This is a genomic window from Marmoricola sp. URHA0025 HA25 (assembly GCF_054059435.1).
The window spans coordinates 3,606,990-3,620,387 of the sequence record NZ_JBSSCD010000001.1 but is presented as its reverse complement, the minus strand read 5'-3'; the positions used below and the strand labels follow the sequence as shown (position 1 = coordinate 3,620,387).

General features: G+C 64.2%; 8 protein-coding genes. 2 read left to right on the top strand and 6 right to left on the bottom strand.

The window, feature by feature from the left end; genetic code table 11:
* Nucleotides 1-78 precede the first annotated feature (78 nt).
* From ACVW00_RS17855 to ACVW00_RS17840, 4 genes are all read right to left on the bottom strand, one after another.
* Nucleotides 79-1,623, bottom strand: a complete 1,545-nt coding sequence (locus ACVW00_RS17855) for a hypothetical protein (RefSeq protein WP_457112239.1) — start codon at nucleotides 1,621-1,623, stop codon at nucleotides 79-81.
* Nucleotides 1,624-1,994: 371 nt separating this feature from the next.
* Nucleotides 1,995-2,654, bottom strand: a complete 660-nt coding sequence (locus tag ACVW00_RS17850; RefSeq protein WP_457112238.1) for an HIRAN domain-containing protein — start codon at nucleotides 2,652-2,654, stop codon at nucleotides 1,995-1,997.
* Complete coding sequence (locus ACVW00_RS17845) at nucleotides 2,632-3,543, bottom strand: HipA domain-containing protein (RefSeq protein WP_457112237.1); 912 nt, start codon at nucleotides 3,541-3,543, stop codon at nucleotides 2,632-2,634. The genes ACVW00_RS17850 and ACVW00_RS17845 overlap by 23 nt, the downstream gene beginning before the upstream one ends.
* Nucleotides 3,544-4,026: 483 nt before the next feature.
* Nucleotides 4,027-4,206: a hypothetical protein gene (locus tag ACVW00_RS17840; protein ID WP_457112236.1), complete on the bottom strand. Its 180-nt coding sequence runs from the start codon at nucleotides 4,204-4,206 to the stop codon at nucleotides 4,027-4,029.
* A gap of 208 nt (nucleotides 4,207-4,414) precedes the next feature.
* Here ACVW00_RS17840 and ACVW00_RS17835 point away from each other — a divergent pair, with 208 nt between their 5' ends.
* Both ACVW00_RS17835 and ACVW00_RS17830 read left to right on the top strand, forming a co-directional pair.
* On the top strand, nucleotides 4,415-8,008 hold the full coding sequence (locus ACVW00_RS17835) for a hypothetical protein (RefSeq protein ID WP_457112235.1): 3,594 nt from the start codon (nucleotides 4,415-4,417) through the stop codon (nucleotides 8,006-8,008).
* A gap of 175 nt (nucleotides 8,009-8,183) precedes the next feature.
* On the top strand, nucleotides 8,184-10,337 hold the full coding sequence (locus tag ACVW00_RS17830) for a hypothetical protein (protein ID WP_457112234.1): 2,154 nt from the start codon (nucleotides 8,184-8,186) through the stop codon (nucleotides 10,335-10,337).
* Between the two features lie 209 nt (nucleotides 10,338-10,546).
* Here the strand turns inward: ACVW00_RS17830 and ACVW00_RS17825 are convergent, their stop codons facing one another.
* Nucleotides 10,547-11,752: a toprim domain-containing protein gene (locus ACVW00_RS17825; RefSeq protein ID WP_457112233.1), complete on the bottom strand. Its 1,206-nt coding sequence runs from the start codon at nucleotides 11,750-11,752 to the stop codon at nucleotides 10,547-10,549.
* A complete protein-coding gene (locus ACVW00_RS17820) occupies nucleotides 11,749-13,155 on the bottom strand; it encodes a hypothetical protein (RefSeq protein WP_457112232.1) in 1,407 nt (468 codons plus the stop codon). The genes ACVW00_RS17825 and ACVW00_RS17820 overlap by 4 nt, the downstream gene beginning before the upstream one ends.
* Between the last annotated feature and the right edge of the window lie 243 nt (nucleotides 13,156-13,398).

Below are 13,398 nucleotides of genomic sequence, written 5' to 3'. Positions count from 1 at the left end.
GCGTCGACGCTCACCAATCAGTAAGCGCGGTGGACCGCGACGGGCGAGGCAACCCGGCAGAGTCGTCGAGCACGCGCATTACCGGGCCAAGTACTCCTTGAGTTCGTTAAGGCTGACGACGGCCGGAAGTGCCGGCAACACGTCTCGGGACTGGTCTGCGTGCGTAAACTCGACTGCAGGAGTGCAGACGACGCCTGCGATGTCGTAGCCGCGGAAGTCATAGTTGTCGCCCTCCGGGCTACTTCGCAGGATGTCCATTCGGCCCTGCCAGAACGCGTCGTACTTCTCAAGGTTCGTTCGCACATTCCGGACCAGAGCGAAGGCTCCAGCGTCCAGCTCTGGGGTTCGCACAATGCTCTTGCATGAGACGAGAAGGAGTGTGTTGCCGACTAGCGCGAGGGCGTCGACGTCGGTAACAGCATCTCCCCTAAGGCGAAGGCTGCGACCGCGCATGATTCGCAAGTCAGCCGGCGGTGACGCCGCTGTGGCGTCAATCTCGTGCTGAACGAGTTCCTCGAAGTGTGTCGCGCGGGCTTTCACCAGATCCGATGGCGCGTCCTTGTCGACAGTCAATAGTCGCTCAAGCCACAGCGAGGCTCCCCGCAAGTCGACAACGGTTTGGTCGCCTGCGACTCGGAGCGGTGGCCCTGGATCCAACGGCCAAGGCGAAGACCGAAACCCGACAAGCGTTTCCACCGCGGCTACCCCACTCCTCGGGAGGCCGAGATCGCCCAGTCCCAAATCGGCATCAGGGAATGTTCGGAGATCTTCGTCCAGGAGGACCGCAAGTACCTGGCTGGGAAGTACAAGGTAGCCAGCCTCGGTAACCGTCCTGCTAAAGGGATCACCCCAATCCGTCGTCCATGCGTTTACGAATAGACTCCGAAGCAGTAAGACCACGGCCGACAGCTCTGCCGAACCCCACCCGTCGTCGACCCATCCGGCGACCACCTTCAGCGCAGGTGAGATGGTCTCGACGCCCGCGATGAATGCCCCTCGACGCGTGCCGACCCAAAGCGGCTTGTTGGCCGGACCCTTCCACACTGGGACCTGTGTGCGTGTGGGCACAGGTTGGACAGATAGGAGCAACTCTGATGGTCGGAGGGGGTGATCTAGGTCGGCGAAGAAGGGATGGAAGAGCGCGACCTGCGTGCCAGCGCTGAGCAGATGTAGGCGCTCGATTCGCTTGTCGTACCGTTCGATCGCCGAATCCAGGTCCGTGTTGGGAACTGCCCAAGGCAGATCGTCTGAGTGCCATGCGATGTGTTGACCTTTGCCCGCGCGGCGCAACGCGGCGTGGATCGTCGAGAGCGCGCCTGTCAGGTGGGCAAGTCGTAAGATGGTCTCCGCCTGCGCTCTGGTGACCCCTGGGATCACCTGTCGTACAGCGGGCGGCAGAGCAAAGCTCGCGGGTCGCGCAGTGGAGGCGCTCAAGGCCTCCGCCAGCATTCGCCGATAAGGACCGGTCGTGCTGAGTCGCCCTGCGAAGATCTCATCTGGCATGCGGCGCAAGTAAAAGAGCCAGGTGTACGAGTCCAACTCGGAAACGAGTTCGCCAGCAAGTTCTTCCAGCGCGGCGCGACACTCGTGAAGCAGCGGCTCGGACGTCTCAGGGTCGCTCACGAAGCTTCGCCTACAGCTCTCCGGAAGCCGGGCGAGCGCTTGAGCGCTAATATCCTGTTGGAGCCGATCGCTTGCGGACAGGGCTCGCGCGAAAACATCCCGAACTGGTGAGCCACGCTTTGCACGCGGCGGACTTTTCGTGCGTGCGCGCTTTCTGCTCACAGGCATTGACTGAGCGTCGCACAACGAGATGGCCGGGCGCGCGAACACGAGTCATGACTGGGCTCACGAGCCGTCAATCGAGCGCTCCGCTCGCGGCGGAAAGACGCACGCCTCCTCGAAACGTGCGAGCGTCCCAGCCCACAGCAAGTCCAGAAGCCGTGCGTCGTAGGGCCCCACCTGATTCAAGCGGATGCGACGAGGCGCGCAGGTCAGCCGTCGTAGCGTCCGTGCAATTCCACGAGGAGCCTCATGTGCAACCCCGCCTCAACGTCGTTCACGCGCAGGACCTCGAGCGTGAAGTCCTGTCGCATGATCGGATGCACAAAACTCAGTAATGGGTCAGGGACATAGCCGAGTCGGCTGCCGTCGGCAGTTACGAGCAGAGCCCGCTCGTTGTACTCGTTGTCCGGCTCTGGGATCAGATCCAATAGCTGCCCCGGGACGAGCGTGTCTATGGCTTCTCTCTCGGATCCGCTTAGGTGCCGCACGCCATGAACCAAGAACTGGAGTGCGACGAGCCCGGGCTCAGGCAATGGCGTTAGCTCGTAGGTGTCACCCGTACGTCGTCCCCCCGAAACGGCGAGGACCTCGAAGGGTCCGGCTTCTGGCGGCAGCCCAAGTTGCGCGAGCGTGCGCTCGCGATCAGGTCGTAGCGGATGCATCACCCGTTCGGCGAAAACGGGGAACAGTGAGTCGCTTACGTTGTCGCGTCCCAAGGGAAGACCGGGCAAGGCACGCTTGACGTCATCGTCATAACTAAAGGCATAGCGATCGTCTTGGCACGACAGCACCCCGACCCGCGTGAATCGCTTGGTTTCAGGGTCCTGGCGCGACACAAGCAAACGCTTAGTTCCGACTGTCGTCAGCATCGCCGCTCAACCTTTCCCTGTTGATGGTGAGTACCTGTGTCATGAAGGTAGACGCCTCCACCGACAGTCTGCCTTGCGGTGCTTGCAGTGCGTCAGAGAACACGGCGCTGTCTAGTGCGCGGACGCGCTCCAGCCAGAAATCGGCTTCCCCGACATTCGTCGCCCGCCGAGCGAGCTCAACCAGCGTCTGTTTGGCGGGGCTGAAAGGGTTTGCCATCCCTCTGCGGCAGAACGCAACTACGTCCCGGGTCTCGCGGTTGGGCTCGGTTAGGCCGGCGCCCAGCGCCGTTCCGTGGTCAAAGGTGGGGGCAATGACGCGTCGACCATTTGCACGGTCCTCTAAGACGGCCCAGTTCCTTGGGTGACGATCCGTGTTGGCGATGAGCGCGTCCAGAACCAAATACCCGGCGAAGACCTGCAGGGCGCTCATGGCCTCGTATCCGGGCGGTCCATTCATTCCGTCGAGCACTGCGGAGACCGCCTCAAGGGTGTAACCGATGTTCGACCGGACCCGACCCTTCTCGACACCACGCTCGTCGAACTGAGGGTCCCGCCTGTCGTAGCCCTCGATCTCGTGCAGGAAGACGTCGCCGTCATGGAGGTCGTATCCGGACGGGGTGACGTTGCGAGAGATCACACCCAGATCACCCTTGCGCGCGTATGAGCACTCCGCGGCCGGTAGTCCCATGACGGCGGCGATCCGCGAGGCTGCTACTTCGGCGACGTCATTCAGCGCTGGCCAGGTGCCGTCTCCGGTAAGCGTGCGCGGCTTCCATAGCCAATGGTCAGTACGAGCTGCGCCCGGCTCCGTGGCGACCCAAGACTTGCCTTGCTCGCGGCCGCCCGGTTCTGGGGCTATGACTGCCCAATCGCCGATATCCACCTCCACGGCTGAACTTCACCACATCGGGGACCGGTAGATGGGGAGGCGGCCGCCAGAGAAGCCGGATCAGATGCCGAGCCTGCCACGTGGGCTCGCCGGCTTCCCGGGCGTCAGCGCCAGCTGTAGGCGACGGAAAGACGCGTCGAGATGGTGGACCTGGCGCTGACGAATGAGTCTGTTCAATCGAGATCGCGTCGCCGGCAGACGCAAGGTTCCGACTCGGGCACCGGGTGACCACAGAAAGGGCACGGAACGCCGAAGCCAGGCTCCGATGCCTTCGCTTGCTTGTTCTTGCCGCGCTCTGGCGGGAACCAGTCCGAGGGCATCCATGAGCTCGGCGTGTCCCGCCAGCCTCTACTGCCCTTACGTTGCCCCATCGCCCGAGCATCTCAAGTCGAGCCGCGTTGCGTCCAAGCTTTGGTGCACGAAACCTGCCAGACCATGTCGCTGACTCGGGGCGATATCGCAGTGCGTTCAAGCATCGCGCGATCAGATGAAGCGCACGGTCACCTCAATCGTTCGCGGCGGTTCGTCGCCGATTGCGTCGATAGCGAGGTAGAGATCGCTCAACGCGTCGCCCTCACCGATGGCCGTCTCCTTGTAGCGATACTTGTTCGGCGTCGAGGTGTAGTAGCTCATGACGAGGTTGATCGGTTCCCGATTGCTCATGAAGCCACTTTCGCAGGATCGACTCGCTCATTGGATCACCACCGTTCGCGGCGGAATGACGCGGGGTACGGCCCGAGGCTTACTTGGCCACCGCCTCGTTTGGAGAGGCGCTGCCACGGTGCATGCCCCCTCGATGCCGTGTTTGGTGCGTCGGACTGGTTCGCGCAGGCTCGATGTCGTGGGCGCCAGTTGTCCCTAGGGTGATTTCATGAGTTCTGCGGGGCAGGCGAATGAGGCTGGGAGCGTTGCCCGTCGCAATGCGGGCACATATCTTGCCGTTTACATGCTTGCTGGGCTTCCGGTCGATGCGTTGGAGAACTTCAAGGCCATCTCGCATGTGGGTTTCGAGTCCTCGGATCCGACCGACGACATCGTCTTGACGTTTGATGGTGGTGCTCGCGGGTTTGTGTCGTCGAAGCGGAAGGTCACCTACGGAGCGGCTTTCAAGGGGACGGTTGCAGGTTGGGTCGCTCAGCTCGATGAAGTCCTCGACGCGGATGACTTGCTCATCTTGGTATGCGAGGAGGCCGCTGAGTGGGTTCGTAACTTGGCGGACGCATTAGCGAGGATCCGTGGCGGCGGGGTGGCGGAGAGCAGGAGGCATGTCGAGGCGCTCGCTCGTTTGGACGGAGAGGTCCCGGCGGGCAAACGCGACGAGGTGAGGCGTCGCGCACGCATTCTTGAATTGCCTCGGGTCTCGACTAACAACGACAGTCGAGCCGTTCTGGCGTTGATGATGGAGCAGCTCGTCGAAGGCAACGTTGGCGCGGCTGCGGTCAGTGCGATTGCAGAGCGAGTGCATGAGTGGGCCAGCCGGGCGAATGGGTTCGACGCTGACAAACTGGTGGACGCGATTGCGTCTGCGGAGATAGTGGTTCATGCAGATTCGCACGGCTCTGCCGCGGCTCAGGCTGCCGCCAAGCGGAATGCTGTCGATGGGTACCTGGGTGCGCTTGCCAGGTCCAACGGGCGAGTCGACCTGACGTTTCTGGCTGAAGACCTGAACTCGTTCGTGGTTGAGGACCTCCTGGCGAATGTGCGCGTGACCAGTCGCGTTCGAAGTGGTGATGGAGAACGTGACCTGCGTCTGGTTCTGCGTCGGTACGGGCGGATGTTAGTCGTCGGTCAGCCGGGGTCCGGAAAGTCGCTCGCAATGCGTGAACTCGCGGGCTGGGCTGCGATGGAGCCCGACGCTCCGACGCCTGTGACTGTGCATCTTCCCGACTTGCTTCCTCGTCATAGAGACCGGACGGTCACGGTCGATGATCTGGTGGCAGTTGCCGCGACTCGGAGCCCTGGTGGCGACCGCGTGTTGGTGGAGGGATTCCTCGCTGATGCAGTTGCGGACGGCGATGCGCTACTTCTCTTGGATGGCCTGGATGAGTGCCGGACAGGGGCTCCGTGGATGGCAGAGCAGTTGCAGACGCTTGTTGCCGGTTTGCCTCCGCTGGTGGCGGTCGTGGTCGCTACCCGGGGCACCATGGCGGTTCCGGGGGAGCGGATTGGCCTCCCGCGGGTCGATCTGCAGCGTCCCTTCAATCTGGACGAGACAATTGATGCAGTTCTCGTTCAGTGCGCGAATGTACGCGTCAGGGACCCAGCGGATCGTGCTGACTGGCTGCGTGTACGGCGGGAGTGGTTGTCGGAGACGAAGAACCACCAGGCCGGGATGCTCGAGGTTCCTCAGTTGGCGTTGCTGGTCACTCTCATCCTCGGGTCGACGTCTGACCTGGAGGTGCCCAAGCGACGTGCGGAGCTTCTTCATGAGGCGGTACGCCAGTCTGTTATGCGGTGGGAGCACAAGAGGTTCCGAGGAGCGCTCGACGAGGACTGGGCTCTCGAGCTGACGCCGGCGATGCTCGTAGATGGGTTTGTGGTTCTCGGGCGACTCCTCGAGGACCGGGCGACGGCGCCGGAGCGCGGTGAGGCTCTCGCTGCGTTGAACGACATGTTGGTTGATGCTCAGCAGTGGAGCTTGTCGGGTGCGAAGGCTCGTGAGCTTGCTGGGGAAGTGTTGAGGTTCTGGGACTCGCACGTGGCTGTGTTTGTGCTCGATGAAGAGGACCGGTTGACGAGTCGTAGCCGGGTGTTCACCGAGGTTGCGACTGCGATGTGGACGACCCGCTGCAGCGCTCAGGAGTTGTTGACCTGGGCGGCTGAGGCTGTTCGTTTTGAAGACTCGGAGGGCGTTGTCGCTTTGGCGCTCGGCCTGAACGACAAGTTGGTCGAGATGATGTTGGATCTTGGCGACTTGGTGACCGAGGCGACTTTGGCCGTGGCCTCGGCGTTCACCTCTGATGCAATCACGTTGAGTGCTGAGCAGGTCACGATGCTGGTTGAGCAGACCGGCCGGCACGCGTCTGACATCCAAGGTGGTGCCAGGCAGCCGCCTGAGCGCCAGACTCGTGATGAGCGGCCATGGGCAAAAGCGCTGATCGCTCGGTGGGGTGCCTACCCCGCTTCGTGGCCGCTCATCGAAGTGCTGTGCTCGATGAAGCTAGCGGGGGAGCATCGTCGACAGCGTGATGAGGCCCTTGGGAGGGTGCCGCTCGATGCAGACGACGCGGCGGCTGCGGCGGCATGGATTGCGCTTTCTGATGCTCAAGCTGATCGGCGCCAACTCACGCATGCTGAGGTCGAGGTCGTGTCGTCGGTGCTAGCACGTGATGTTCCAGAGACACGCAAGCCCTTCAGGGTGGACGGTGTCCTCAATATCTCCAGCAGCTCGCCCCTCGATCCGGGCGTCAGCCACATCGCACGCAACGCGATCGAGTTTCTGGGACAGCTGCCGGAGGGCGCCCCTGAGCTCATCTACAAGCTCTCGTATCACGTGCCGCACAGATTCTCCGTTGACATGCGAAGCGAGCTGCGCGACGCGGGATACAACACCGAAGAGTGGGAAGACCCGAGCCCGGGTCGGAGGGTTCTCGCTGCGATGGAGGACCGTGACTACGAGGAGCAAGTGCTCAAAGACGCGGCGTCAATCGGTGACGCGAGTATCGAGCTCAGCAAGCATGAGCGCTGGCGGTTGCCGCATCTCGCAGAACTCATCGACATCACCGGTTACGGGCACGTGTCGAACCCCGATTTCACTGCCGCGTTCGTGTCGGACGACGCTGAGTTGCGTCGCCGGTGGCTCAAGGCGCTCGCGCATGCATCCCAGTTGGACGCCGACCGTGTCGCTGCAGAAGCAGCACTGGCCCTCAGCAGGCCGTTCGACCAGTTTGCAACCCCACCAGACTGGTCGCTCGTGAGCTACGGCGGGCTGGACGAGGTCCGTGCTATTGGGGGACTGAGCTTGGACGCCGAGGACCAAGCGGCTCTGCTGGACAGCATGCACGCTGCTTCGCATTGGATTGCCTTCCCGGCTCTCTACATCCTCGCGAACGTCGTACCTACTTGGGACACGGATGCGTTCTTCGACATTGACCGAAGTGACTGGCCGCCGTACCGCGCGTCGGAGTGCTACCTCCTTGCGTTGCTGGTCAGCCCAAACCGCGTAGAACTAGCCGCGAAGGCTGCTGGGTCTTCTGAACCGGCTCGCCGTCACGCCGCGGCGCGCGCTATCGAGATTCTGCGCGAGCTCGACCCAAAGGGAGAGCTGCGGACCCTGATCTACAAGGACGAGGACATGTGGGTCCGAGAGGACCATAATCCACTCGACCCGCCAGCGAGGTTTTGGACTTGCAGGTGGTGCGGACAGAGCAACGAACCAAGCAACGGCTCATGCGTCAAATGCGACCTATCGTCGCGCCCAGGTCCAAGACAGCCGAGGACCAATCCGAGCGGCTACGAGAGCTGACCGCGCATCGCAAGCCCGGACGCTCGGGCAGATTCTTGCCCGCGGCATCCGATGGCTCGAGTCTCAGGAGCATCTTCGAATCGAGACAAACAAGCTCCAGTACCTCCGGCGCCTCTGAAAGAGTTGCGGCAACCGCGAAGGCGGAAGAAGGGGAACAGACAGGGGGAACCGACAAATGAACGAGTACCTTGGCCAGCAGGCGCTGGCACGCTCGCTGTCCCCGGTCCGCGTTGCGTACGTGTATCCGCAGGGAGATGAGGTCGCATTCCGGCGGGCCGTCTTACATGCATCCGAGCGTTGGGCGGGCATCACCGAACCGATCATTCCCATCGACTCATCTGGCACGGTCACCGACGCAGACCTCCAGATCGTAGAGATCAGCGACGTGGATGCCCTCATCACGATTGGAATCGACCCCAAACGGGGTCACGACGCCGCAACCTCGATGGGTCTGGACGCAGTGGCATCGATCGAGGAGGTGTTGAACGGCCGGGCCTGGTATCCAATGCGCACGTGGGAATGGCGGCCGCTTTCCCACGAGCCGAAAGTCGGAGCGCGACACGACGGCGACCTATGGGAGCTGGTGGCGGCCGGCTCACCATCAGATGACCTCCCTGCTACCACCTTCACGACAGAAGACCACGCCGGCCGGGCACAGTTCTCCTCGACAACGGTGCTCGAACGCAACCGTGCCGGGCTAAAGGAGTACTGGACCAGGGGCGTGGCCACGGGTCCCGTTCTCCTCTGGGTTACGGACGGAAACTCGCTCGAAGACTGCGCCTACTACTGGAACATGCGCGCTCTACGGCCAGAGCAATTCGGGGACGCACCCACCTTCATGCTCCCCCGCCGCGCCTTTGCGGACTGGGTCGACCTGGCCGACCTAGTCAGGAGCGTTGTCGCCGGTCGCAGGTACGCAGGCTCGCCCCACGTCGTCATCGCATCGTGGACGGTCGCCGACGCCGATCTTCGTTCGATCGGCGAGAGCCTCGGCTTCACCTACGAGGAGGTGCAGACTCTCACGTGCAAGCAGGTTTGGGGGGACGAACGCGACCCCGGCGAGGGTCCGCCCTACACGTTCGCCGTTGGGATAGACCCACGGAACTGGGTCATCTTCGAACGGGCGCTCGGGTACCGAGCTTCCAGCCAGGTCCAGCTGTTCCGGACAGATACCCCCGTGCCGGTCGATGTTCCTTCTGTCTTGGAAGCCGTTGAAATCTCACCGATTGCCCCACTGCGGCTTCGGTACCAGGCCCAGTTTCTCGACGACTTGCCGCGGCGAGTGTCTGTGGCCCATGCCGTACACCCAAACGGGTCGTGGAGGCGTGGGGAGTTCACGATGTTCGCAGGCAACGCCGTCGGGACCGAGATGCGAGTCAGCGTGCCGGCAGCTTCAGAGGTCTTGGCCTGCCTCACTCGCGACATCGGATCGTCTGCCACACCGAGCGACAAAGGGAGGTTGGCCGCGGGCCTGCTCTCAAGAGACACCAAGGCTTTCGCGGATGTCCACGCCTTGGGCGCCATTCGAAGTCTGACGACACCAAGATCGCTGCGGCTCGCCAAGAAGCTTGCTGAGTTTGGCCTAGCGCCAGACCGACACGAGGCAGTAATCGAATGGCTCGCCTCGGTAGGAGGCCGATCTACCCGCCGATACGGCCACATCGAATCTATCTACGTTCGAGGCCTGAACGTCGAACTCGTGGGCAATGCATTGGAGGATTTGGCTCGCGGCGGGTGGGTCGAAAGAGGCGTCGAAGTCCTTTGCCCGAGGTGCGGAATCCCGAGCTTCCTTGAGTTCAAGGATGTGCCTGGCGTTGTGACCTGTCCGGGCTGCGACGCCGTCGCGGACCTAGCAGTCGATCGGGGTCGAGTTCGGGTGCAGTACCGGCTCGATTCGTTCTTGGATCGATGCAGCGACCAGGGGGTGGTGGCTCACGTAGCGGTGGCGTCGGCACTCGTGGAAGCGCAGCCATTCACCGGTTTGCATCTCGGCCTCGATGTGAAGGTCGAAGGCGCGCAACAGGAAGTCGACCTCTTTGGCTTCGTCGGTCGCAGCGTCGTCGCCGGAGAAGTCAAGACGTCGGCGGTGGAGTTCACACGTGATCAGATCGACCGCGACATTGTTCTCAGCGCGGCGCTTGGCGCGTCGGCGCACGTAGTCGGGTGTACAGAACCACTCGCATCCGACCTGATCGAAGCGATTCGAGACAAGTGTGCGATGCAGAGAATGGGAGTCATCATTGCGGCGCCGGAGGATGGCTCCCGCCGCCTCGTCGCCGACCTCAGCTACGCCGAGGTCGGCCCGGAACTCGGGCCCCGACCGTGGTAGTTGGTTGCGGCCCTTCAATCGCCGAGTCAATCGGTGAATCCATCGACGAAAGCGCGCGTACTTCGCGGTCCTTGGGAACCGACGGAGATCAGAGTCGACGATCACCATGATCGGAGTGAATCTGCAAGGAGACGAGCTCGGGTCGCGTCTAACTGGGCGGTGTGCAGCGCCTGTTTGAGTTGGCGATGATCTCGCGGGCAACGGGTTGGCTACAGGGATGCGACGTGGACGCGAGCTGCGTGCAGCGTCGTAGCGTTGGTGCGAGGCGCAGAGGCGGTGATCGCGTTTGCAAGTTCGCGAGTCACGACGGGTGTCGGTAGGCCGACCGCGACGCTGAGGCGGATCGCGTGGCCCGCCATGTCGGTCGGCTCGAGGTAGGCGAGAAGGCGAGCGAGGTCGCGAACGGCAGCGACGGCGATCTCGGCGTTGTTTGACGCGTCGGTCCATAGGGCGAGTCGAGCGTCGACGATCACGTCAATCGCTCGCCTAGGGGTTGACAGCAGAGAGTTGAGACCCGAGGGCCCTGCCGTCTGGAAGGTCTCGGCGAGGTCGGTGCCTTGAAGACCTTCGAGCGCCTTGATGTCGACGGCGCCCCGCAGTGTCCGGTAGGCGTTCTCTCGTGCCCGTGCGCCGGCGGGATCAGCGTCGAAGGCGAGAATGACCTGCTCTGCGCCAAGTGAGCGGATTGCGCTGCGGTGGTCGTCGGTGGTTGCGGTGCCGCAGAGGGCGAGCGCAGCAGCATGTGTGGTGTTGGCATCCGTGGACAGTTCGACGGCGATGGCATCGAGTGGTCCTTCGGTGAGGATCGCCGTCGCGGGTTGGGTCCGGGTGGCTTCGCCGAGCCCGAAGAGCAGGTGGCTCTTGTTGTAGATCGGGGTGGCTGGGGTGTTGAGGTACTTCGGTACGTGCGCTGGGGAGTCCGGCGCACAGCGGCCGGTGAACCCGACCAGGGCGTGGTCGGTGTCGCGGATCCCGAAGGTGATCCGGTCCCGGAAGCAGTCGATCGGATCACCACGCCGGTTGAGCCGGATCAGTCCGGCGACGAGAAGCGTCTGGTCGTTGTAGCCAAGACTGGTCAGGTGCTCATGCAGGCGGGTCCACCCGGTCGGGGCGTAGCCGACGGTCCAGGGTGTGTCGTCGAGGAGTGCTTCGAAGCCGCGGTCGACCAGGTAGCGCCGCGGGCCGGCGCCTTCGGGGCCGAGCAGCATCCGCCGGTAGAACTCAGCGGCATCTTCGTGCGCCGCGACCAGACGGGCGCGCTCGAGTCCGGTGCCGTGCAGCTCGTGCCCGCTTGCGATCTCTCGAGTGCGCGCGGAGTCATGCGACCCGACGTTCTCGACCGCGTGCGCAGCCGTGTCCGCGGCTCTGCTGCCGGCGCTGTCGGCCGGGGGCGGGGGCGGTGTGCTGCTGGTCATGGCGCGACCTGACCGGACAACTCTCGGTGGTCTTCGATCTGGACTCGATTGTGTGGCCGAGCCGACTGACGCTGCTGGCGTAGTGCCTGGAGTTGGCTGGAGATGGTCAGTGCGTGGCGGGATTTACGGGCGGCGGTGGTGAATCGTTCGCTGATCGTGGCCGCGTGGTCGGGGAGGATGGGTCGCCACTCGTGCCGGGTTGCCAAGGGTGGTCGTTGGAGAGTGACCAGGTCGGCGCGCTGGGCAAGCTGTGTGACGGTCGAGGCGGCCTGGGTCCCCATGGCCGGCAGGACGGCCGCCAGGGCGCGGTGTAGTTCGGGGGAGAGGTCGGCGTGCAGGAGGTGGCCAATAGCGGCGCCGTACCCGGCGGGTGCCTTGGTCAGACCCTGGACGGTGCGGGTCAGCTCCGCCGCGGCGGCGCTCCAGGCGTCGTGGGCGGTGGTGAGCTGGTCGACCAGGTGGGCGCGCCGGAGCCGGTCCAAGCCCGTGCTTGCATCAGTCACCTCCGTGAGGGTCCGCAGCATGGTCTCGGGGTCGGTGATCCGGGCACCGAGGAGGGCGAGGTCGCGCAGGCTGGCCGGGCTCGCGGCGCTCAGCCCGCGGGCCTGGGCATAGGAGTAGTGCCGCAGGACCCGCAGAGCCGCGAGGCTGGTGCCGAACGCCGGCGGCCCTGATTGCCCGGGCCGGTCGAGTTGGCCGAAGTGGCCGAGATTGTCGAGCTGGTCAAGTCGGCTGGCGACACGCAGCTGTTCCAGCGCGCGCGGCTGGTTGGTGCTGGTGCTGGTGCGGGGGTTGGTGAGTTGTTGGTTGAGGTCCCACAGGGCGGCGCGGGCGTAGATGCTGGCGGCGCGGTTGGAGCGGTGCCACCCGAGCAGGGCTGCCATGGGCACGGTCTTCTGTGTTTGTCTCTTCTGGGCCAGTGTGGTGCGGCGGATCAGGTCTCCCGATCCGTCGACGGCGGTCAGGATCAGCGAGGCGAGGTCGACGCAGGCCGGCACCAGGGCGGGTCCGGTGAGGCTCTCTTCGCCTTCGGGGGTGCGGGGGATCCCGACGCCGGTGAGGTGGGTGGCGACCACGTCGTGCGCGGTACCGAGCAGGGTCGCGGCGTGCAGCCACCGGCTGCCCGCCGTCGCTACATCACCGGCAACATCATCACCAGTGAGGGAGAGGCCGGCTGGCTTTCTGGCGGGTTCGATCTCGGCGACGTTGTTCAGCCGGTGGATGAGGCGGGTGATGCCGTCGTTGCGGACCTCGGCGAGTCGCATCAAGGTGTGCAGGTGGTTGCCTGCGTAGCGCAGGAACCGGGCGTACCCGGCGAGCTCAAGGGCCCCGGTCTCCGCGTTCGGCAGCGGCCGGGCGCCCAGCGCGAGGGCGTCCTCGACCGCTTCCCGCGCGGCTGCCATCAGCGCCCCGTAAGTGGCCGGCGCCCCTGGTGGGCCGGGCTGCGCGGCCACCCGGACATCAGCAGCCTGAACACGTCCTGCCTGGGCGCGGGCTGGATGAATGGGGGCGGCCCTGCCTTGGTGCTCCGGGGCTGGGTGTTCCTGGGCTTGGAGTGTCTGGGTGGGGGCAGGCGGGGGTAGGGCAGGGGACAGCACGGCACCTCCCGAGATGGGTGCAGCGAAAGGACGGGTAGACGGGCTTAG

What these genes read in the sequence shown, in the direction of transcription:
- ACVW00_RS17850 (WP_457112238.1), bottom strand. Translation starts at nt 2,654, where the DNA reads ATGCTGACGACAGTCGGAACTAAGCGTTTGCTTGTGTCGCGCCAGGAC.
- ACVW00_RS17840 (WP_457112236.1), bottom strand. Translation starts at nt 4,206, where the DNA reads ATGAGCAATCGGGAACCGATCAACCTCGTCATGAGCTACTACACCTCG.
- ACVW00_RS17835 (WP_457112235.1), top strand. Translation starts at nt 4,415, where the DNA reads ATGAGTTCTGCGGGGCAGGCGAATGAGGCTGGGAGCGTTGCCCGTCGC.
- ACVW00_RS17830 (WP_457112234.1), top strand. Translation starts at nt 8,184, where the DNA reads ATGAACGAGTACCTTGGCCAGCAGGCGCTGGCACGCTCGCTGTCCCCG.
- ACVW00_RS17825 (WP_457112233.1), bottom strand. Translation starts at nt 11,752, where the DNA reads ATGACCAGCAGCACACCGCCCCCGCCCCCGGCCGACAGCGCCGGCAGC.
- ACVW00_RS17820 (WP_457112232.1), bottom strand. Translation starts at nt 13,155, where the DNA reads ATGGCAGCCGCGCGGGAAGCGGTCGAGGACGCCCTCGCGCTGGGCGCC.